21 protein-coding genes are annotated in these 21,361 nt (G+C 68.8%); 15 read left to right on the forward strand and 6 right to left on the reverse strand.

The features are described 5' to 3' along the window. The first annotated feature begins 3 nt into the window (after nucleotides 1-3). The 9 genes from C1I89_RS11040 (at nucleotide 4) to C1I89_RS11080 (ending at nucleotide 9,698) form a co-directional block, all read left to right on the forward strand. Nucleotides 4-879: a MaoC family dehydratase gene (locus tag C1I89_RS11040; RefSeq protein WP_102772875.1), complete on the forward strand. Its 876-nt coding sequence runs from the start codon at nucleotides 4-6 to the stop codon at nucleotides 877-879. Continuing rightward, nucleotides 876-2,348, forward strand: a complete 1,473-nt coding sequence (locus C1I89_RS11045) for an OB-fold domain-containing protein (protein WP_102772771.1) — start codon at nucleotides 876-878, stop codon at nucleotides 2,346-2,348. The genes C1I89_RS11040 and C1I89_RS11045 overlap by 4 nt, the downstream gene beginning before the upstream one ends. Then, nucleotides 2,329-3,534, forward strand: a complete 1,206-nt coding sequence (locus tag C1I89_RS11050; RefSeq protein ID WP_102772772.1) for an acetyl-CoA acetyltransferase — start codon at nucleotides 2,329-2,331, stop codon at nucleotides 3,532-3,534. Before C1I89_RS11045 ends, C1I89_RS11050 begins: the two co-directional genes overlap by 20 nt. Before the next feature lie 43 nt (nucleotides 3,535-3,577). Further along, the gene (locus C1I89_RS11055; protein WP_102772773.1) at nucleotides 3,578-4,729 is read left to right on the forward strand and encodes an acyl-CoA dehydrogenase family protein; all 1,152 of its coding nucleotides are present in this window, start codon (nucleotides 3,578-3,580) and stop codon (nucleotides 4,727-4,729) included. 14 nt (nucleotides 4,730-4,743) lie between these two features. Then, a complete protein-coding gene (locus tag C1I89_RS11060; protein ID WP_102772876.1) occupies nucleotides 4,744-5,940 on the forward strand; it encodes a CaiB/BaiF CoA transferase family protein in 1,197 nt (398 codons plus the stop codon). Nucleotides 5,941-5,968: 28 nt separating this feature from the next. Continuing rightward, entirely contained in the window at nucleotides 5,969-6,949 is a 981-nt protein-coding gene (locus C1I89_RS11065; protein WP_102772774.1) for a Bug family tripartite tricarboxylate transporter substrate binding protein, read from the forward strand. A 91-nt stretch (nucleotides 6,950-7,040) separates the two neighbouring features. After that, nucleotides 7,041-8,450 carry an NfeD family protein gene (locus tag C1I89_RS11070; protein ID WP_102772775.1) on the forward strand — a complete coding sequence of 470 codons (1,410 nt, stop codon included), beginning with the start codon at nucleotides 7,041-7,043 and terminating at the stop codon, nucleotides 8,448-8,450. A 15-nt stretch (nucleotides 8,451-8,465) separates the two neighbouring features. Then, nucleotides 8,466-9,248, forward strand: a complete 783-nt coding sequence (locus C1I89_RS11075) for a slipin family protein (protein ID WP_102772776.1) — start codon at nucleotides 8,466-8,468, stop codon at nucleotides 9,246-9,248. 66 nt (nucleotides 9,249-9,314) lie between these two features. Next, the gene (locus C1I89_RS11080; RefSeq protein ID WP_102772777.1) at nucleotides 9,315-9,698 is read left to right on the forward strand and encodes a RidA family protein; all 384 of its coding nucleotides are present in this window, start codon (nucleotides 9,315-9,317) and stop codon (nucleotides 9,696-9,698) included. A gap of 15 nt (nucleotides 9,699-9,713) precedes the next feature. Here C1I89_RS11080 and C1I89_RS11085 read toward each other — a convergent pair whose 3' ends face one another. Beyond that, nucleotides 9,714-10,610: a LysR family transcriptional regulator gene (locus C1I89_RS11085; protein ID WP_246842558.1), complete on the reverse strand. Its 897-nt coding sequence runs from the start codon at nucleotides 10,608-10,610 to the stop codon at nucleotides 9,714-9,716. Between the two features lie 71 nt (nucleotides 10,611-10,681). Here C1I89_RS11085 and C1I89_RS11090 point away from each other — a divergent pair, with 71 nt between their 5' ends. The 3 genes from C1I89_RS11090 (at nucleotide 10,682) to C1I89_RS35185 (ending at nucleotide 13,590) form a co-directional block, all read left to right on the forward strand. Beyond that, nucleotides 10,682-11,929, forward strand: a complete 1,248-nt coding sequence (locus C1I89_RS11090; protein ID WP_102772779.1) for a CaiB/BaiF CoA transferase family protein — start codon at nucleotides 10,682-10,684, stop codon at nucleotides 11,927-11,929. Further along, a complete protein-coding gene (locus C1I89_RS11095) occupies nucleotides 11,926-12,408 on the forward strand; it encodes a MaoC family dehydratase (protein WP_102772780.1) in 483 nt (160 codons plus the stop codon). Before C1I89_RS11090 ends, C1I89_RS11095 begins: the two co-directional genes overlap by 4 nt. A 72-nt stretch (nucleotides 12,409-12,480) precedes the next feature. Next, on the forward strand, nucleotides 12,481-13,590 hold the full coding sequence (locus C1I89_RS35185) for a Bug family tripartite tricarboxylate transporter substrate binding protein (protein ID WP_258231389.1): 1,110 nt from the start codon (nucleotides 12,481-12,483) through the stop codon (nucleotides 13,588-13,590). 57 nt (nucleotides 13,591-13,647) lie between these two features. Here the strand turns inward: C1I89_RS35185 and C1I89_RS11105 are convergent, their stop codons facing one another. The 5 genes from C1I89_RS11105 to C1I89_RS11125 form a co-directional block, all read right to left on the reverse strand. After that, nucleotides 13,648-14,022: a tautomerase family protein gene (locus tag C1I89_RS11105; protein ID WP_102772781.1), complete on the reverse strand. Its 375-nt coding sequence runs from the start codon at nucleotides 14,020-14,022 to the stop codon at nucleotides 13,648-13,650. Nucleotides 14,023-14,134: 112 nt separating this feature from the next. Beyond that, nucleotides 14,135-15,388, reverse strand: a complete 1,254-nt coding sequence (locus C1I89_RS11110) for a quaternary amine ABC transporter ATP-binding protein (protein ID WP_102772782.1) — start codon at nucleotides 15,386-15,388, stop codon at nucleotides 14,135-14,137. Next, a complete protein-coding gene (locus C1I89_RS11115) occupies nucleotides 15,385-16,242 on the reverse strand; it encodes an ABC transporter permease (RefSeq protein ID WP_102772783.1) in 858 nt (285 codons plus the stop codon). Before C1I89_RS11115 ends, C1I89_RS11110 begins: the two co-directional genes overlap by 4 nt. Before the next feature lie 177 nt (nucleotides 16,243-16,419). Then, nucleotides 16,420-17,421, reverse strand: coding sequence for an ABC transporter substrate-binding protein (locus C1I89_RS11120; protein ID WP_102772784.1), 1,002 nt, complete (start codon nucleotides 17,419-17,421; stop codon nucleotides 16,420-16,422). Nucleotides 17,422-17,861: 440 nt separating this feature from the next. Then, a complete protein-coding gene (locus tag C1I89_RS11125; RefSeq protein ID WP_102772785.1) occupies nucleotides 17,862-19,121 on the reverse strand; it encodes a class I SAM-dependent methyltransferase in 1,260 nt (419 codons plus the stop codon). A 205-nt stretch (nucleotides 19,122-19,326) separates the two neighbouring features. Here C1I89_RS11125 and C1I89_RS11130 point away from each other — a divergent pair, with 205 nt between their 5' ends. The 3 genes from C1I89_RS11130 (at nucleotide 19,327) to rpmG (ending at nucleotide 21,226) form a co-directional block, all read left to right on the forward strand. Continuing rightward, complete coding sequence (locus C1I89_RS11130; protein ID WP_102772786.1) at nucleotides 19,327-20,475, forward strand: Bcr/CflA family multidrug efflux MFS transporter; 1,149 nt, start codon at nucleotides 19,327-19,329, stop codon at nucleotides 20,473-20,475. A gap of 309 nt (nucleotides 20,476-20,784) precedes the next feature. Next, nucleotides 20,785-21,021, forward strand: coding sequence for a 50S ribosomal protein L28 (gene rpmB / locus C1I89_RS11135; protein WP_043541771.1), 237 nt, complete (start codon nucleotides 20,785-20,787; stop codon nucleotides 21,019-21,021). A 37-nt stretch (nucleotides 21,022-21,058) separates the two neighbouring features. Continuing rightward, on the forward strand, nucleotides 21,059-21,226 hold the full coding sequence (rpmG, locus tag C1I89_RS11140; protein ID WP_003810296.1) for a 50S ribosomal protein L33: 168 nt from the start codon (nucleotides 21,059-21,061) through the stop codon (nucleotides 21,224-21,226). Nucleotides 21,227-21,361: the final 135 nt, after the last annotated feature.

A 21,361-nucleotide genomic window follows, 5' to 3' on the forward strand; every position in this document is an offset into this window, starting at 1 on the left:
GCCATGACATTCGATCCCGACAAGCTGCTGCATCGCCATTTCGAACCGGTGCGGCAGACCTATACCTCCAAGGACTCGATCCTGTACGCGCTGGGCCTGGGCCTGGGGCGCGACCCGCTGGATGCGCGCGAACTGCCTTTCGTCTATGAAGAGCGGCAGCTCGCCGTGCCGACGCAGGCCGCGGTGCTGGGCTATCCCGGCTTCTGGATGAAGGAGCCCGACACCGGCATCGACTGGCGCAAGGTGCTGCACGCCAGCCAGTCGGTGCAGCTGCACCGCCCGCTGGCGCCGGCCGGCACCGTCATCGGCCGCACCCGGGTCCGGAACATTCTGGACAAGGGGCCGGACGTGGGCGCGCTGTTCTTCGTCGAGCGCACCCTGGAGACGCCGGACGGCGAGCTGCTGGCCACCGTGGAACAGGCGGTGATGGCGCGCGGCAACGGCGGCTTCGGCGGCCAGAGCGGGCCCTCGCCGGCCGCGGTCCGGCTGCCCGACGGCGCGCCCGACCATGTCTGCGAGCTGCCCACGCTGGCCGGGCAGGCCTTGCTGTACCGCCTGTCGGGCGACCTGAATCCGCTGCATGCGGACCCCGAGGTGGCGCGCAGCGGCGGCTTCGACCGTCCCATCCTGCACGGCCTGTGCACCTACGGCATCGCCTGCCATGCGCTGTTGCGCATGCTGTGCGGCTACGACCCGGCGCGGCTCAAGCGCATCGACGTGCGCTTCAGCGCGCCGGTCTATCCCGGCGAGACCATCCGCGTCGAGGCCTGGGGAAGCAGCGGCGAGGTGCGCTTCCGGGCCATCGCGCTGGAGCGCGAAAAAGTGGTGCTCAACAACGGACTGGCCGTGATCGACGCGGCCGGGGGGGCCGGCGCATGAGAGGCATACTTTCCTTCGGCGCCTATGTCCCGCGGCTGCGCCTGCAGCGCGCGGCCATCGTGCGCAGCCACGCCTGGTACGACGCCTCGCTGGCGGCGCATCGCGACGGCGCCCGGGCCATGTGCAATTTCGACGAGGACGCCGTCACCATGGCGGTGGAAGCCGCGCGCGACTGCCTGGCGGGACTGGACGCGCGCTCGGTGGACGACCTGATGCTGGCCTCGACCTCGCTGCCCTACGCCAGCCGGCTGAACGCCAGCATCGTCGCGCAGGCCTTGAACCTGGACGAGGACATCGGCGCCGTCGACATCGCCGCTTCGCAGCGCGGCGCCACCTCGGCCCTGATGCAGGCGCTGCGCGGCGGCGCCGGACGGCGCGCGCTGGTGACGGCGAGCGACCGCCGCAAGTCCAAGGCGGCCAGCGCGCAGGAGCTGCTGTACGGCGACGCCGCGGGCGCGGTGCTGGTGGGCGAAGGCGAGGTCGTCGCCGAACCGCTGGCGCTGGTGAGCCGCACCGTTGACATGGCCGACCACTACCGCGGCGCCGGCTCGGCCACCGACACCTATTGGGAAGAACGCTGGATACGCGAGCAGGGCCACGCCGCGCAGATTCCGCAGGCGATCTCCGCGGCGCTGCGCCAGGCCGGGCTCGAACCCGGCCAGGTCGACAAGCTGTGCGTGGCCCTGCCGCAGAAAGGCGCGGCCCAGCGCATCGCCAGGCAGGCGGGCATCGCCGCCGATCGCGTGCACGACACGCTGGGCGCGACCGTCGGCAACGCCGGCTGCGCCCACCCGCTGCTGATGCTGGCGCATGCGCTGGGCGCGGCCGCGCCCGGACAGGTGCTGGTGCTGGCGGCGTTCGGACAGGGGGTGGACGTGCTGGTGCTGCGCACCACCGCCGCGCTCGCGGCCCTGCCCCCGCGCCTGGGCGCGCAGGGCTGGCTGGCGCGCGGCAAGGCCGAGGACAACTACATGAAGTTCCTGGTCTTCAACGACCTGCTGACGCTGGAGCGCGGCATGCGCGCCGAGCAGGACAAGCTGACGCCGCTGTCCGTCGAATACCGCAACCGCAAGGCCGTGCACGGCTTTCTGGGCGGGCGCTGCGCAGCCTGCGGCACGGCGCAGTGGCCGCGTTCGGAGGTCTGCGTCAACCCTGCCTGCGGCGCGACCGGCGCACAGCAGGAACTGCCGTTCGCCGACACGCCGGCCCGCATCATGAGCTATACGGCGGACCGCCTGGCCTACACGCCCAATCCCCCGGCCTGCTACGGCATGGTGCAGTTCGAAGGCGGCGGCCGCCTGATGATGGACTTCACCGACGTGGACGAAGACGAACTGGCCGTCGGCCTGCCGATGCGCATGAGCTTTCGCATCAAGGCCTGCGACGCCGCGCGCGGCTACACCCGCTATTTCTGGAAGGCGACGCTCGCCGCTCCGATGGAGAACATGCATGGCAACGGGAATTCGTGACAAGGTGGTGATCCTGGGCATGGGCTGCTCGCGCTTCGGCGAGCGCTGGGACTGCGGCGCCGAGGACCTGGCGGTGGAGGCCTTCGGCGAATGCCTGCGGGACGCCGGCATCGACAAGTCGCAGATCCAGGCCGCATGGCTGGGAACCGGCATCGAGACCCAGCATCTGGGCAACGGCGGCGTGCCGCTGGGCGTGGCGCTGCGCCTGCCCAACATACCGGTGTCGCGGGTGGAGAATTTCTGTGCCTCGGGCTCGGAAGCGCTGCGCGGCGCCGCCTACGCGGTGGCCTCGGGCGCCTGCGATTTTGCTTTGGCCTTCGGCGTGGAGAAACTGAAGGACACCGGCTACGGCGGCCTGCCGCAGCGTCCGCGCGGCCCGCTCAACGACATCGTCTGGCCCAACATCAGCGCGCCCGGTTCCTTCGCTCAACTGGCCAGCGCCTACCGCGCCAAGCACGGCATCGACGCGCGCGACCTCAAGCGCGCCATCGCCCACGTGTCGGTCAAGAGCCATGCCAACGCCGGCCGAAATCCCAAGGCGCACCTGCGCAATCCGATCAGCATGGACGACGTGATCAACGCGCCGATGATCGCCGAGCCGCTGGGCCTGTACGACTGCTGCGGCGTCTCCGACGGCGCCGCCTGCGCCATCCTGACCACGCCCGACATCGCGCGCGGCCTGGGCAAGCGCGACCTGGTCGCCATCAAGGCCCTGCAGCTGGCGGTGTCCAGCGGCAGCGAGGCCGGCCACGACAGTTGGGACGGCAGCTACTTCCAGACCACGCGGGTGGCCTCGGCGCGCGCCTATGAAGAGGCCGGCATCGCGCGGCCGCGCGAGCAGATCGACCTGCTGGAGGTGCACGACTGCTTTTCCATCACCGAGCTGGTGACGATGGAGGACATGCACATCTCGCCCGAGGGCCGCGGCCCGCACGACGTGCTCGACGGCTTCTACGACGCCGACGGCGTCATTCCCTGCCAGATAGACGGCGGCCTGAAGTGCTTCGGCCACCCCATCGGCGCGACCGGGCTGCGCATGGCCTACGAGATGTACCTGCAGATGCAGGGACGCGCCGGCGAGCGCCAGCGCGCCGACGACCCCGCCATCGGCGTGATCCACAACCTGGGCGGCTTTCCGTGGCAGAACGTGTGCAGCGTTTCCGTGCTGGGCAGGTACGGCGCCTGAAGCGCGCCCCCAAACGAGTCGGAGAGGAGAAAACAACGTGTTGATGGATGAATACCAATCGCCGTGGCGCACGCACGAGGTCGCGCAGTTCCAGGAGACCGCGCGCCGCTACTGGAACGCCGAACTGCTGCCGCACGTGCCGGCCTGGGAGGCGCAGGGCCATATCGACCGCGAGGTCTGGAATCGCCTGGGAGAGATGGGCTTTCTGCTGGCCGACCTGCCGTCGGAATACGGCGGCGGCGACGGCGATTACGCGCACCTGGCGGCGCTGGTGGAGGTCAGCGCCGAATGCGGTTTCGGCCCCGGCTTCGGGCCGCACTACATCGTCGGCCACTATCTGCATCATTACGGCAGCGAAGAGCAGAAGCGCCGCTGGCTGCCGGGCATGGCCAGCGGCGAGATCGTCGCCTCCATCGGCATGACCGAACCCGGCGCCGGCTCCGACCTGCAGGGCATCAAGACGCGCGCGCGGCGCGACGGCGACAGCTACGTGGTCAATGGTTCCAAGACCTTCAACACCAACGGCCATCATGCCGACCTGGTGATGCTGGCGGCCAAGACCGACGCCAGCCTGGGCGCCAAGGGGGTGTCGCTGCTGATGGTGGAGACGCGCGGCCTGGCGGGCTTTCGCCGCGGCGAACCGCTGGACAAGGTCGGGCTCAAGGCGCAGGACACGGTGGAACTGTTCTTCGACGAGGTCCGGGTGCCCGCGGCCAACCTGCTGGGCGCCGGCGAGGGCCAGGGCTTCGCGCAGATGATGGCGCAGCTGCCTTACGAGCGCCTGCTCATCGGCATACGCGCGGTCGGCAGCATCGAACGCGCGCTGCGCCTGACGCTGGAGCACGTGCAGCAGCGCCAGGCCTTCGGCCAGCCGCTGTTCAAGCTGCAGAACACCCGCTTCGAGCTGGCGGAGATGAAGACCGAGGCGGCGCTGGCGCGCGTGTTCATCGACCAATGCATCGCCTGGCAGCAGGAGGGACGGCTGGACGCCGCCACCGCCGCCATGGCGAAATGGTGGGGCACGCAGAAGGAATGCGAGACGGTCGACCGCTGCCTGCAGCTTTTCGGCGGCTACGGCTTCATGCGCGAATACCCGATCGCGCGCATGTACATGGATTCGCGCGGCCAGAAGATCTACGGCGGCGCCAACGAGGTGATGAAGGAAATCATCGCCCGCCAGCTGGCCCCGCGATGAGGGAGGACACCGCCATGACAGGTCCCCTGGCCGGGCTCAAGGTGCTGGACATCGCCACCGTCCTCGCCGGCCCTTTCGCCGCCACGCTGCTGGCCGATTACGGCGCCGACGTGCTCAAGCTGGAACTGCCGCGCAAGGGCGACGGCATGCGCGCGTTTCCGCCGTTCAAGGACGGCAGGAGCATCTGGTGGAAAACCGCCCAGCGCGGCAAGCGCTTCGGCACGCTGGACTTGCGCGTGCCCGACGGCGTGGCGCTGTTCAAGCAGCTGCTGCCGCAGTTCGACGTGCTGATCGAGAATTTCCGCCCCGGCACGCTGGACCGCTGGGGCCTGACCAAGGAAGTGCTGTGGTCGCTCAGGCCCAACCTGGTCATCCTGCGCGTGACCGGCTTCGGCCAGTCCGGCCCCTACTCGGAGCGCCCCGGCTTCGCCCGGATCTTCGAGGCCATGGGCGGCCTGACCACCGTGACCGGGCATCCCGAGGACGAGCCCATGCACGCGGGCGTGCCGCTGGGCGACTCCATCGGCGGGCTGTTCGGCGCCATCGGCATACTGACCGCCCTGTGGCCGCGCGCGCGCGATCCCGGCCGCCCGGGCGAGGAGATCGACCTCTCGCTCACCGAATGCATCACGCGGCTGCTGGACTTCATGCCCGGCGTGTACCAGCAGCTGGGCACGGTGCCGACCCGCAACGGCAACCGCAGCCCCTACTCCGCGCCCTCGGCCGTCTACCGCACGCGCGACGGCCACTGGGTGTCGATGGCGGGTTCCATCGACTCCATGTTCGCCAACAACTGCCGCGCCATCGGCCGTCCCGAACTGGCGCTGGACCCGCGCTTCGCCGACAACGCCAGCCGGGTGGTGCACGAACAGGAACTCAACCGCGTCTTCATCGAATGGTGCGCGGCCCACGACCTGCAGGACGTGCTGGCCGCCTTCGACCGGGCCAACGGCACGCTGGCGCCGATCTACACCATAGACCAGGTCGTCAAGGACCCCCACGTGGTGGCGCGCCGCTCCATCGTGGAAGTGCCGGACCGCGACTTCGGCATGCTGCAGATGCCCAACGTGGTGCCGCGCTTCACACGCGATCCGACCGAGCCCACGCACGCCGGCGCGGGGCTGGGGCAGGACAACGACGCCATCTACGGCGAGCTGCTGGGCCTGGCGCCGGACCGCATCGCGCAGCTGCGCACCGACGGCGTGATCTGAACGCGCGCCGCGCACAAGGAGACATGACATGCATCATGCAATCCGCCACACCGCGTTGACGATGGCCGCCGCGGCGGCGCTGGGCCTTGCCGGCGCCGCCGCGGCCGGCGCCTATCCCGAACAGCCGGTGCGGCTGATCGTGGCCTACCCCGCGGGCGGCGCGGTGGACGGCGCCGCCCGCATCCTGGCCGAACGGCTGGGCGCCGTGTGGGACCAGCCCGTCATCGTGGAGAACCGGCCCGGCGCGTCCGGGCGCATCGGCGTGGCGCTGGCCGCCAAAAGCCCGCCCAGCTACACGCTGGTGGCCGTCACCAACTCCACCATCAACGAACAGCTGGGCCGCGAGACGGCCGGCGCGCCGTCGTCGGCGGCCAGCCTGCTGCCGGTCTCCACGCTATTCACCACGCCGGTGGCGCTGCTGGTCAACCGCCAGGCGGTCCCGGCCGACACGCTGGCGCAGTACGTCGCGATGGCGCGCGACAAGCCGGGCGCGATCAGTTTCGGCTCCAGCGGGGAAGGCACCACCACGCATTTCTTCGGCGAACTGCTCAAGCGCGACAAGCAGATCGACATCACCCACGTGCCCTTCGCCGGCGAAGGCCCGAACCTCACCGGGCTGCTGGGCGGCCACGTGGGCAGCGCCTTTCTCAGCGCCTCGGGCGCCACCAAGGCTGCCCAGACCGGCAAGACGCAGGTGCTGGCCGTGACCACGCCGGGCGGCTCGCCGCTGCTGCCCGGCGTGCCCAGTTTCGCGCAGCTGGGCGTCGCCGGGCTGGACCGCGACACCTGGGTCGGCCTGTATGCGCCCGCGGGCACGCCGCAGCCGGTGCTGGACCGCGTCGCCCAGGCGGTATCGGAGGCGCTGTCCTCGCCGGCGGTGCGCGAGCGCTATGCGCAGCTGGGCCTGATCGCGGAAGGCGGCAGTCCGCAGGACCTCGCGCGGCGCATGGAAGACGACCGCCAGTACTGGACGCAGGCGGTGCAGCGCACGGGGATCTCCTTGCGCTAGTCTCTGAATCGCGTAGTGGAAGTGGTACTCTGGACACAGCCGGCCGGGCGCCGCGCCGCCCGCCCCTCGGAGCAACCAGGAGGAATCCGCCATGGCCTCCCCGATCCAGAGCCTGATCTGCGCAACACGCAGGCTGTGCGGCCTCGCCGCGCTGCTGGCGGCGGTCGTGCTCGGCGCCACGGCCGCGATCGCCGCGCCCGCCGCCGACTCGCGCAGCGCCGTGGTGCTGACCCTGGACGGCATCGTCGGCCCCGCCACGGCGGACTACCTGGTCCGCGGGCTGGCCGCCGCGCGCGAACACAACGCGGCCGCGGTAGTGCTGCGCATCGACACCCCCGGCGGGCTGGACGCCTCGATGCGCGACATCATCCGCGCGATCCTGGCCTCGCCGGTTCCCGTGATCGCCTACGTGGCGCCCAACGGCGCGCGCGCCGCCAGCGCCGGCACCTACATTCTTTACGCCAGCCATCTGGCGGCGATGGCGCCGGCCACCAACCTGGGCGCGGCCACGCCGATCTCGCTGGGCGGCAGCCCGCCGCGTCCGGCCGAGCCGCCCGCCGGCAAGCCTGAGGCGGGCGCCGACAAGGCCCCGCCCCAGCCCGCCCGTGACGCCAGCGAATCCAAGGCCATCAATGACGCCGTGGCCTACATACGCGCGCTGGCCGCGCTGCGAGGACGCAATGCCGACTGGGCCGAGCAGGCGGTGCGTTCGGCCGCCAGCCTGTCGGCCGGCGAGGCCCGCGCGCAGAACGTGGTGGACCTGATCGCCGACGACCTGCCCGACCTGCTGGACAAGGCCGACGGGCGCAGCGTGCGGGTCGGCAACAACGAAGTCACGCTGCACACCCGCGGGCTGGCGCTACAGGAGCGCGAACCCGACTGGCGCACCCGGATACTGAGCGCGATCACCAATCCCAACCTGGCGCTGATGCTGTTGATGGTGGGCGTCTACGGGCTGATCTTCGAATTCATGAGCCCGGGCGCGCTCTACCCCGGCGTGGTCGGCGCGATCTGCCTGCTGGTGGGCCTGTACGCGCTGTCGGCGCTGCCGCTGAGCTACGCCGGCGCGGCCCTGGCGCTGCTGGGGATCGTGCTGATGGTGGCCGAGATCTTCACGCCCTCGCTGGGCGCGCTCGGCATCGGCGGCGCGGTCTCGTTCGTGCTGGGCGCGCTGCTGCTGGTCGACACCGATACGCCGGCCTACGAGGTCTCGCTGCCGCTGGTGGCCGGCGTGGCCGTGGCCAGCCTGGGCATGACCTTTCTGATCGGCCGGCTGGCGCTGCGCTCGCGCCGCGCGCCGGTGGTCAGCGGCGTGGACGCGCTGATCGGCCGGCGCGTGCAGGTCCTGAGCTGGAACGGCGCGCAGGGCTATGTCATGGCCGAGGGCGAACGCTGGCGCGCGCAGGGGCCCGCCGGCCTGGCCGCCGGCGATCCGGTGGTGATCGAATCCGCGCAGGGGCTGACCCTGCGCGTGCGGGCCGATGCCGGCGCGCCGCATTGACGACAGGAGTCTGCCATGTTGATGAACCTTGCTTTCTACGGTCCCATTCTGGTGCTGGCGCTGGCGCTGTTCGCTGCGTCCGTGCGCATCCTGCGCGAGTACGAGCGCGGCGTGATCTTCACGCTGGGCCGCTTCACCGGCGTCAAAGGGCCCGGGCTGATCCTGATGATCCCCGTGGTCCAGCAGATGGTGCGGGTGGACCAGCGCGTGGCGGTGTTCGACGTGCCCACCCAGGACGTGATCTCGCGCGACAACGTCTCGGTCAAGGTCAACGCCGTCATCTACTTCCGCGTCATCGATCCGGAGCGCTCCGTGATCCAGGTGGAGAACTTCCGCCAGGCCACCAGCGAACTGGCGCAGACCACGCTGCGCTCGGTGCTGGGCAAGCACGACCTGGACGAAATGCTGTCCGAGCGCGACAAGCTCAACAACGACGTACAGGAAATCCTGGATTCGCAGACCGACGCCTGGGGCATCAAGGTGGCCAACGTGGAGATCAAGCACATCGACCTGAACGAAGGCATGGTGCGGGTCATCGCGCGCCAGGCCGAAGCCGAGCGCGAGCGGCGCGCCAAGGTCATCCACGCCGAGGGCGAGGAGCAGGCCGCGCAGATGCTGCTCAACGCCGCGCGCACGCTGGCGCAGCAGCCGGAGGCCATGCAGCTGCGCTACCTGAGCACGCTGGCCATGATAGGCGCGCAGAACAATTCGACCATCGTGTTTCCCTTCCCCACCGAGCTGGGGCAGGCGCTCAAGGGCCTGGTCCAACAGGCGCAGGAACGGCAGCCGCCCGCCTGAATCGGCTAGCATCGGGGCGGCCGGCCGCCCGCGCCGGCCAACTTCCACCCAACCAGGAGACCTTCGATGACACGCCGCGCATTTTCCAGTGACCGCACACCGCCGCCGGCCGGCACCTACAGCGTCGCCGTCCAGGCCCAGGGCCTGGTCTTTCTTTCGGGCCAGACCCCGCGCGACGTCCACAACGTGCGCCACGGCGACAAGCCCTTCGCCGAGCAGGCGCGCATGGCGCTGGACAATCTCCAGGCGGCGGCCGAGGCGGCCGGCCTGTCGCTGCACGACGCGGTCAAGGTCAACGTGTTCCTGAAGAACCCGGCCGACGCCAAGGAATTCGACGCGATCTACGCCGGCTACGTCGGCGATCCTGCGCCGGCCCGCACGCTGACCCAGTCCAACTTCGCCGGCTTCGACATCGAGGTCGACGCCATCCTGGCGGCCCGCCAGGGCTGACCCGCGCCCGCCGCCTCAGGCGGCGAGCGCCAGCATGCTGTCGCGCAGCCGCAGCACGGCGGCGCACGAGGTGTCTCGGTGCGTCACCAGCGACAGCGACAGCGCGCCGCGCGCATCGGCATCGGCCAGCGGCACGAAGGCCACGTGCGGCGTGGAATACGCCCGCGTCACCCCGGGCACCAGCGCCAGGCCCAGGCCGCTGGCCACCAGGCTGACCAGCGTCTGCACCTGAATCGCCACCTGGCTGACGCGCGGCGAAAAGCCGGCCTTGCGGCACAGCGCCAGCGCCACGCCGTGCAAGCCAGGCACCTTGAGCGGCGAATACAGCACGAAGTTTTCGGCGCGCGCCCGCTCCAGGCGCACCGGCCCGCCGGCGGCCAGCGGATGCCCGGCGGGCACCGCCAGGATCAGGTCGTCGCGCTCCACCACCCACGAGTCCAGCGACTCGTCCTCCTCCAGCGGCCCGCGCACCAGGCCGGCGTCGATGTCGTTGGCGCGCAGCATGCCCACCAGCCCGATGGTGCTGTCCTCGCGCAGGTCCAGCTGCAGGTCCGGATACTGGGCGCGGAACTGCGGCAGGCATCGCGGCAGCAGCATGTAGGTGGCCGATCCCACGAAACCCAGCCGCAGCAGGCCCCATTCGCCCAGCGCCACGCGGCGCGCAGCCTGGCGCGCCTGTTCGGAGTGGAACAGCGCCCGGCGCGCGTCGGCCATCAGGGCCTGGCCGGCCGGCGTCGGGGTCACGCCCTTGGCGCCGCGCACCAGCAGCGGAACGCCCACCGCGTGTTCCAGCTTCTGGATCGAGACCGACAGCGCCGGCTGCGCGATGTGCAGCACGTCGGCGGCGCGCCGGTAGCTGCCCAGCTCCGCGATGGTCACGAACTGCCGCAGCTGGCGTAGATCGATAGCCATAACAAATTCCATATCACCCAATACCTAAGCCATATTAGACGCGTATGCGCGGGGCCGATAGCATTTCCCCCATGACTGCTACCCCCCTCTCCCAAACCCGCGCGCTGGGCGGCGTGCGCATCCTGGACCTCAGCTCCGTGGTGTTCGGCCCCTATGCCTCGCAGATACTGGCCGACTACGGCGCCGACGTGGTCAAGGTCGAGGCCCCGGCCGGCGACTCCACGCGCCGCACCGGCCCGGCGCAGGAGCCGGGACTGGCCGCCATCTTCCTGGGCCTGAACCGCAACAAGCGCAGCATCGTGCTGGACCTGAAGCAGCCGTCGGCGCGCGAGGCGCTGCTGGCGCTGGCGGACCAGGCCGACGTGCTGATGCACAGCATGCGTCCCGCCAAGATGGAGGCGCTGGGGCTGGGCCCCGAAACCTTGTGCGCGCGCAACCCGCGGCTGGTGTATGCGGGGCTGTACGGCTTCGGCGCGGGCGGCGCCTACGACGGGCGCCCGGCGTACGACGACATCATCCAGGGGCTGTCGGGCCTGGCCGACCTGGTCGACCGCCAGACCGGCACGCCGCGCTACCTGCCCACGGTGGCGGCCGACAAGACCTGCGGCCTGGTCGCCGCGCACGCCATCCTGGCCGCCCTTTTCCAACGCGAGCGCACCGGCCGGGGCCAGCAGCTGGAAGTGCCCATGTTCGAAAGCATGGCCTCGTTCGCGCTGGTCGAGCACTACTACGGCAGGCATCTGCGCGACGAGCCCGGCGAGGCCGGCTATCCGCGCGCGCTGACGCCCAACCGCCGGCCCTGCCGCACGGCCGACGGCCATATCTGCCTGATGCCCTACACCGACGCGCACTGGCGTGGCTTCTTCATCGCCGCCGGCCGCCCGGATCTGGCCGAAGACCCGCGCTTCGCCGACATCTCGGCCCGCACCCGGAACATCGAGGCGCTGTACGAACTGCAGGCCGGGATCGTGGCCGCGCACGACACGGCCTACTGGCTGGCGCTGTGCGAGCGCCTGGAGATTCCGGCCGCGCGCATCAACCGGCTGCAGGACCTGGAGCACGATCCGCACCTGCAAAGCGTGGATTTCTTCGTGCCGCTGGAAAGCGCCTGCGGCAGCCGCTACCGCTTTGTGCGCAATCCCGTGCGCATGCAGCATTCCCAGGTGCCGCCGGCGATGCCGCCGCGCCTGGGCGAACACACGCGCGAGGTGCTGCGCCAGGCCGGCCTGGACGACGCCCGCATCGACGCGCTCCTGGAAACCGGCGCCGCCCGCGACGCGCTTTCCGCAACCCTCGACGACAGCAAGGAACCCGCATGACCGCTGACCAAAACCGCGCCGCCCCCGCGCAGCTCGGACTGGGCTATTACTGGCAGGACCTGGCCGTGGGCCAGCGCTTCCATACCTTCCGCCGCACGGTGACCGAAACCGACATCGTGAACTTCATCAGCGCGACCGGCATGCTGGAAACCATTTTCATCGACGCGACCTACGCGCAGGGCGCCATCCAGGGCCGCCCCGCCCCCGGCGCGCTGACCTACGCCCTGATCGAAGGGCTGATCCTGCAGGGCATGGTGCAGGGCACCGGGCTGGCGCTGCTGGAAGTGCACAAGAAAATGCTGGCCCCCGTGGTGGCGGGCGACACCATCTGGGCGGAGGTCGAAGTGACCGAGGTGCGGCCCACGTCCAAGCACAACCGCGCCATCGTCACGTCCGCCATCGAGGTCCGCAACCAGCACGGCAAGCCGGTCATGAGCTACACCGCCACCCGCATGCTGGCGGGCCGGCCCGCCGCCTGATCCCCCGTAATCCACAGCGCCCCGCAGAGGGCGCGGCCCGGCGCCATTCTCATAAGCACAAGGAGACAAGACATGAAAAAAGCATTGCTGGCGGGCGGCCTCGCCCTGTTGGCGCTGACCGGCGCGGGCAGCGCCCAGGCCGCCTGGCCCGAACGGCCCGTCACCATGGTGGTGCCCTTCCCGCCCGGCGGCCCCACCGACCTGGTCGCGCGCGTGCTGGCCAAGCAGCTCACCGACCAGCTGGGCCAGACCGTCGTGGTCGAGAACAAGGGCGGCGCCAACGGCAATATCGGCATGCAGTACGCGGCCGCCGCCAAGCCCGACGGCTATACGGTGCTGTACAACACCTCGTCCATCGCGCTCAGCCCCAACCTCTACCGCTCGCTGGCCTTCGACCCGGTCAAGGACTTCACGCCGGTCTCGTCCACCGCGGTCATCCCGCTGGTGCTGCTGGTGCATCCCTCGGTGCCGGTGAAGAACACGCAGGACTTCGTGCAATACGCGCGCCAGCATCCGGGCAAGCTGTCTTACGGCTCGGCGGGCGCAGGCAACGTGACCCACCTGGGCGCGCTGTTGCTGCTGCGTTCGCTGGACATCGACGCGGTGCACGTGCCCTACCGCGGCAGCGCGCCCGCCATGACCGACCTGGTCGGCGGGCAGGTGCAGTTGATGACGAATACGCTGAACGATTCGCTGGGCTTCGTCCGCGAGGGCAAGCTGCGCGCCCTGGCCGTGACCAGCAGCGCACGCAGCGACCAGCTGCCGGACGTGCCCACCGTGGNGACCGACCTGGTCGGCGGGCAGGTGCAGTTGATGACGAATACGCTGAACGATTCGCTGGGCTTCGTCCGCGAGGGCAAGCTGCGCGCCCTGGCCGTGACCAGCAGCGCACGCAGCGACCAGCTGCCGGACGTGCCCACCGTGGCGGAGACGGTGGCGCCGGGATTCTCGATGGGCGCCTGGCAGGGCGTGGTGGTGCCGGCCGGCACGCCGGCGCCGGTGGTGGAAAAGCTGAACGCCGAAATCCGCCGCGCGCTGCAATCGCCCGAAATGCAGAAGCAGCTCAAGGCGCAGGGCGCGCAGACGCTGGGCTCCACGCCCGAGGAATATGCCGCTTACATCAAAAGCGAGATCGCGCGGTGGGGCGAGGTGGTCAAGGCGGCCAACGTGAAGCTGGATTGACGGGGATCAGAAAGTACGCCCCGCCGCCGGGCCGCCCCAAGGCGGGGCAGCCCCCCCTTACCGGCCTGCAGCTTTGGCGCTGATGCCGTTGGCGACGCCCATGTCGACCTTCGGCACATCGCGGATCACCACGCGCACCTCGTCGCCCGACATGTCCACGGTCGAGCAGACTGCCTGGTTCAGCGCGGCCATCAGGGCGGCCTTCTTGGCCTCGTCGCGGCCCTCGATCATGTCCACGTCCACGCGCGCCATGCGCTTGCCGATCTCGCCGGCCACGATCACGTGTTCCGCGGGCACTTCCTGCAACACGATGCGCACGCTGGTCTCGGGCGCGGCCAGGCTTTCGGCGACGGCGCGCGACGCGGCCTTCAGCAGCGCGGTTTTCTGGGAGGCCGAATGGCCTTGCATGATCTGGACATTCAAAAAGGGCATGATGGTTTCCGAAGTTCCGAATGAGGACGGGCCGGAAAGTCCGGCCCGTCGCTCATGATATCCGGACTTTGCCCGCGCCGCGGCCGCGATCCGGATACGGATCTACCCTGATTCAGGCGGCCTGGTCGCGGCGCTCCGGCTCGGGTTCGGCCTGCGGTGCCGACTCGGCGTCGGCCGGCGCCGGCGTATCGGCCAGGGCCGGCGTGACCAGTTCCACGACCTTCTTGCGCGACAGCATGCCGATGAACTCGTCGTCCTCGCCGGTCACGGCCACGGGCTGGTCGCTGTGGACCAGCTGGGCCAGCACTTCGCCCAGACCCGCGGTGGCGGGCACGGAGGCCAGGTCCTCGACGTAGCGCGAGACGTCGCGCACGCCGTCGGCGATGGCGCGCTCGGCGGCCTCGGCCGTCAGCACGCCCGCCAGGCGCTTGCCGTCCAGCACCGGCGCGTACTCGTAGTCCAGCGCGCGCATGCGGTCCATGGCGTGCGCGGGGCGCGAACGCATGGTCAGGGTCAGGCGCGCCGGGTTCACGGCGTGCGTGGCGTTCAGCACCTTGGTGCGGTTCACGTCCTGCAGGAACGACTGCACGTAGTCGTTGGCCGGGTTCAGCAGAATGTCCTCGGGCGTGCCTTCCTGCACCAGCTCGCCGTCCTTGAGGATGGCGATGCGGTTGCCCAGGCGCAGGGCCTCGTCCAGGTCGTGCGTGATGAACACGATGGTCTTGTTGAGCTTGGCCTGCAACTGCAAGAGCTGGTCCTGCATTTCGCGGCGGATCAGCGGGTCCAGCGCCGAGAAGGCTTCGTCCATCAGCAGGATTTCGGCGTCGGTGGCCAGCGCCCGGGCCAGGCCCACGCGCTGCTGCATGCCGCCTGACAGCTGGTGCGGATACTGGTTCTCGAAGCCCGACAGGCCCACCTGGTCCAGCCATTCGCGGGCGCGCTGCTCGCGCTCGGCGCGGCCCACGCCCTGCACGGTCAGGCCGTAGGCGGCGTTGTCCAGCACGGTGCGGTGCGGAAACAGGCCGAAGCGCTGGAACACCATGCTCATCTTCTTCTGGCGGAAGACTTCAAGGTCGCGCTTGTTCAGGCTCACCACGTCCACGCCGTCGACCAGGATGTGGCCGGCGCTGGGCTCGATCAGGCGGTTGAAGTGGCGGATCAGCGTGGACTTGCCGGAACCCGACAGGCCCATGATGACGTAGATGCTGCCTTCTTCGATGGACAGGCTGATGTCGCGCAGGCCCAGCGTATGGCCGCTTTCGGCCAGCAGCTGTTCCTTGCTCATGCCGTTCTGGGCGGCCTGCAGCCATTTCTTCGGGTGCGGCCCGAAAATCTTGTAGATGTTCTTGACCTCGATCTTGCTCATCGCTGGCCTCCCTTGCGCATGCGCTGTCCATACGATTGCGTGATCCGGTCGAACAGCACGGCCAGCACCACGATGCCCAGGCCCGCGAGCAGGCCGCGGCCCACTTCCAGGCGGTTGATCCCGAGCAGCACTTCATAACCCAGGCCGCGCGCGCCGATCATCGAGGCGATCACCACCATGGACAGCGCCATCATCGTCGTCTGGTTGATGCCCGCCATGATGTTGGGCAGCGCCAGCGGCAATTGCACGCCGAACAGTTGCTGGCGCGGATTGGCGCCGAAGGCGCGCGAGGCCTCCAGCACTTCGCGGTCGACCAGGCGGATGCCCAGGTCGGTCAGGCGGATCAGCGGCGGCACGGCGTAGATGACGGTGGCGATGATGGCGGGGATCTTGCCCAGGCCGAACAGCATCACCACGGGAATAAGGTACACGAAGCTGGGCATGGTCTGCATCACGTCCAGCACCGGCAGCATGCCGGAACGCAGCCAGTTGACGCGCGCCATCAGCACGCCCAGCGGGATGCCGATAAGCACGGACAGGCCGGCGGCCATGATCATCAGCGCCAGCGTCTGCATGCCGGCGTCCCACAGGCCCAGCACGCCGATCACGCACAGCAGCAGGCCCATCGCCAGGCTCAGGCCGATGCGGCGGCTCACGCCCCAGGCGATGGCCACGGTGACCAAGACCACGGCCCACCACGGCGAGCTGCGCAGCAGCTGCTCCAGCCACACCAGCGCGTGCAGGACGGGCTGGGACATTTTTTCCAGCGTATCCGCGTAGTTGGTGACCAAATGATCGACGAAACCGTCGATCGCCCCCCGGACCTGCCGGGCGGGAATAATTTCAGGAAACATTCGTTCTACTCCATTCTGGCGCGCTCGCCGCCCGCATCGAAGCCGCGCATGGCGGCGGCAGACGGGGCGAAGACACCAAGAGGCCCGCGGGGCGGGAGCCGTCCGCCAGGCCGGCGGCACGGCAGACCGGCCCGGGAGCGGGCCGGTGCGCGCCTCGGCGGCGCGCAGCCAGGGTGTTTACAGCGCGCTTTGGACGCGCCCGGCAACGTCGGCAGGCACCCATTTGGTCCAGACGTCGGGCTTGTTCTTCAGGAACCACTTGGCCACGGCGCCGGACTCGTCGCCGGACTCTTCCATGTGGGCCAGGGTCTCGTTGATCACGGGCAGCGGCACCGACACCTTGGACAGGAATTCGGTGAGCTTGGGGGCCTCCTCCGAGAACTTGGTGTTTACGGCCGTGAAAACGGGATTGTCGGGATAGGCGCTGGGCTGGGGATTGGCGCACTTGGGCGCGGTCAGGCACTTGTGCTTTTCCGCGTCATAAGGCGGCAGCTCCAGTTTGACCAGGTCCATGGAGCCGACCAGCGGCGTGGGCGACCAGTAGTAGAAAACGACGTTCTGCTTGCGCTTGTAGGCCGACATCAGGGCCGCCTTCTGCGCCGCGCCCGTGCCGGGCGAATACAAGGTGTAGGTGTCGTCCAGCTTGAGCGCATGGAACAGGTTGGTGCTGGTCACTTCGCAGCCCCAGCCCGCCGGGCAGCCGTAGAAGCGACCCTTGCCGGGCTCTTCCGGGTCCTTGAACTCGTCCTTGAACTTCGGCAGGTCGGCCGCGGACTTCAGTTCCGGCAGGCGCTCGGCCGTGTAGCGCGGGATGTACCAGCCTTCGGCGCCCATGTAGAGCTCGCCGACGCGCTTGACCTTGCCGGTCTTCTCGGCGCGCTCCCAGGGAGCGGCCACGCTGTTCAGCCAGATTTCGGTGTTGATGTCCAGGTCGCCGCGCTCGAGCGCGGCCAGGGCGGGCAGGGTCTCGGTGGGCAGGGTTTCGGTCTTGCAACCGTAGCCCTTTTCCATGATGAATCGTTCGACGTCGACCAGGACCAGGTTGGATTCCCAGTTCATGGCGCCGAAGTTGACGGGACGCTTGAGTTCGCACTGAGGCGCGTCGGCGGCCTGAGCCGAACCGGCGAATGCAAAGAACACGGCCGCGGCGACCAGAGTCTTGACAGGGGTGAAACGCATTGGCTTTTGCCTCCATAGGTTCAGGGACACACGCCGGGCCAGGCCCGTGGGTGCCATGGAGCTAAGGGGGTTGTGCGGAAGACGGGCAGAACCGCCAATACAAACCGACACTAGCAACAAGACCGTCCGCGAGGGTGCGGGATCTTGCAAGACAGGAGCTTCAAAAACGCGGTTTTTGAAAACCCACAGAAAGTGAACAAACTGAACGAAGAAGCGAGCATCTTAAACGAAATTGCTGCTCAACCCAAGCCCCGCCCCGAACAAAACAGATACATTTCAGGAAAAACGCCCCCGGGATAACCCGGAGTCCGCAGGGGTAAGCCGCCGGTTTTCCCTGGGAAATTCTGTCCGAAGTGTAAGGTTTCATTTAGTAAAGAATATATTCCTATTAATACATTCATGCCTTTTCCGGAGCGGCCAAAACGCCGTTTGCGCGCCGCTCAACGTTCCTGGTACATGTAATCGCGGCGCCACGGATAGGCCAGGTCGGCCGGATCGTCGAGTTCGTCGGCGCGTCCGCCGGCCGGCGGCTGGGCCAGCACCTGGTGCAGCGCGATCCAGCCGTGCTCGAAGCCCATGGCGCAGCCCGCCAGGTAGAGCCGGTAGGCCCGCAGCGAGCGTTCGCCCTGCGGCCCCGACAGTATCTGCGCGGCTTCGGGCAGGCGCGCCTCCAGTGCGTCGCTCCAGGCCCACAGGGTGCGCGCGTAGTGCGGGCGCAGGTTTTCGACGTCCACCTCTTCCAGCCCGCCGTTGGTCAGGGTTTCCAGCACCACGCTGATGTGGGTCAGCTCGCCGCCGGGGAAGATGTACTTCTCGATGAATTCGCCCATGCCGTTGCCGAGTTCGGCGTTGTAGACCCCGGCCGCGGTGATGCCGTGGTTCATGATCAGCCCGCCGGGCTTGAGCAGGCGGCGCAGCTTGGCGAAATAGGACTCCAGTTGCGCCCGGCCGACGTGCTCGAACATGCCGACCGACGCGATCTTGTCGTAGGGGACGGATTCGTCCAGCTTGCGGTAGTCGAGCAGCTCCATGCGCACCCGCCCGCCCAGGCCTTTTTCCTCGATCAGGCGGCTGACATGGGCGTGCTGGTTGCGCGACAGCGTGATGCCGGTAGCGTCCACGCCATAGTTTTCGGCGGCCCACAACAGCAGGCCGCCCCAGCCCGCGCCCACGTCCAGGAAACGCTCGCCCGGCCGCAGGCGCAGCTTGCGGCATATATGGTCGAGCTTGGCTTCCTGGGCCTGGGCCAGCGTCATGTCGGGACGGCGGTAATAGGCGCAGGAATACACCCGGCGCGGGTCCAGCCACAGCGCGTAGAACTCGTCGGACAGGTCGTAGTGGAATTCGATCTGCTTGGCGTCGCGCTCCACCGAGTGGCGCCACACCGACATGACCTTGCGCACCAGCTCGGTCAGCCAGCCGCCGCGGGCCGCGTCCACCGGCGACCCCGGCAGCAGCGCCGCGGCCGCGGCCATGACGTCGCGCATATTGCCTTCGATGTCGATGCGGCCTTCGACGTAGTCCTGTCCAAGAATGCCGACGGCGCCTTCGGCCAGGTGGGCCAGCGCCGCCTTGTCGTGGGCCACGAAACGGACCCGCGGCTCGGGGGCCCCCAGCACGGCGCCGTCGGGCAACACCAGCTGGACGGTCACGGGCAAGGCCTGCAGCTTGCGTTCCACTACAGACAACAAAGGATTCACGGCTACTCCCCTGGATGCGTACGGACCTCGACGACTTTATCGGAAAAAAGCTGACACTTGAGTGTAAGGTGGCCCGTGATACAGTCTGTGATTTGGTCCAAAACGCGCAACAAACCGCATCGGTGCCCTCTCCCGCGCGTAGAAGTGATCCCCCATGCCCCCATCTGACTCTTTCCGCAGCGGCCTGCCCGGCTGGCTAATCCTCATGGGCGCGCTGACGGCCATCGGCCCGTTCGCCATCGACATGTACCTGCCCGCGTTCCCCACGATCGCGGCCAACCTGGGCGTGCCCCGCGGCGACGTCGAGCGCACGCTGGCGGCCTACCTGATCGGACTGGCGATGGCCCAGGTCTTCTACGGCCCGATGGCCGACCGCTACGGCCGCAAGCCGCCGCTGCTGGTGGGCCTGGCGCTGTTCATGGTGGCCTCGCTGGGCTGCGCGCTGTCCGGGTCGGTCGAGGCGCTGACCGGCTGGCGCGTGGTGCAGGCCATGGGCGGCGCCGCCGGCATCGTGATCCCGCGCGCGGTCATCCGCGACCACTACGACACCCATGAGGCCGCCCGCGCGCTGTCGCTGCTGATGCTCATCATGGGCCTGGCCCCCATACTGGCGCCGCTGGTCGGCGGCCAGCTGCTGGCCATCGCCAGCTGGCGCAGCCTGTTCTGGGTGATGCTGGCCGGCGGGGCCATGCTGATGTTCGCGGTCCTCAAGATCATGAAGGAATCGCTGGCGCCCGAACGCGCCGTGCCGCTGCGCTGGAGCACCATCCTGCGCAATTACCGCGACCTGTTCGCGCATCGCGGCTTCATGGCCCACAGCCTGGCCGGCGGCTTCGGCCAGGCCGGCATGTTCGCCTACATCATCGGCTCGCCGCGCGTGTTCATCGAACTCTACGGCGTGCCGCCCCAGTACTACGGCCTGCTGTTCGGCACCAACGCGCTCTCGCTCATCGTCTGCTCGCAGATCAGCGCCCGCCTGCTGCGCAGCTACACGCCGCGGCAGCTGCAGCGCCGCGCCCTGACCTCGCTGGCCTGCGCCAGCCTGGCGGCGGTGGCGCTGACGCTGGCCGGCTGGATGACGCTGCCGCTGCTGATGCTGTGCCTGATCACCTATATGGGCAGCCAGGGCTTCGTCAATCCCAATTCGGCCGCGCTGGCGCTGGCCGACCAGGGCAAGCGCCTGGGCGCCGCCTCGGCGATGCTGGGCACGCTGCAATTGTCCTGTGGCGCGCTGGCCGGCTTCGCTGTCAGCGCCTGGCAGGCCGACAGCGCCCTGCCCCTGACCGCCACGCTGGCGGCCTGCGCCTGCCTGTCCTGGTTTTCCGGCCGCGTGGCGCAAATGCACACCCGCTAAGCTGGCTGCTTGATTTATTTGGGTTTTTCGTATTAGAATCTTTGTCTTCATACGAAGTTTCCCGTGCAGGACTACTATGCTTTGTAGTTCAGCACTCTGACCCCAACCGCGTAGCGCCAGACTGGAATTTGGAAAACCCCGAAATCCAGTCCCCGCGGGTGGCAGGCAGCGGGTATAAGCACAGGGCCAGGCCGCAAGGCTGGCTCTCATCCACTAAGACTGGGTGGCCGGCAATTCAGCCCGGCGGCGAAACCCACGTCAGCCTCCCTCGAGCGATACGCGCCAAGAACGACACTAAGAGGTGCATCCATGGCACGCGTATGCCAAGTGACCGGCAAAGGCCCGATGGTGGGCAACAATGTTTCGCACGCGAACAACAAGACCAAGCGTCGCTTCCTGCCCAACCTGCAATCGCGCCGGTTCTGGGTTGAAAGCGAAAACCGCTGGGTCCGCCTGCGTGTTTCGGCCAAGGCCATCCGCACGATCGACAAGAACGGCATCGACGCCGTCCTGGCCGAAATGCGTGCCCGCGGCGAAATCGCCTAATCGGCCCTCCCGCCAATCTACATACTAGGAGCACGACATGGCCAAAGGTATCCGCGAAAAGATCAAGCTCGAGTCGACCGCCGGCACGGGTCATTTCTACACGACCACCAAGAACAAGCGCAACATGCCCGAGAAGATGCTGATCAAGAAGTTCGATCCCGTCGCTCGCAAGCACGTCGACTACAAGGAAACCAAGCTGAAGTAATTCAGCCGGTATCCCGGAAGACCCCGAAAGGCCCTGCAATGCAGGGCCTTTTTTTCCATCCGGCGACCGCGTTGTTGCGGCACGGCGAAAACACATGCTTCAATTGGGCCGCCGCCCCCGCCCGCGGGGCCCGAT

It is taken from the genome of Achromobacter pulmonis (genome assembly GCF_002885955.2).
Lineage (GTDB): Bacteria > Pseudomonadota > Gammaproteobacteria > Burkholderiales > Burkholderiaceae_B > Achromobacter > Achromobacter pulmonis_A.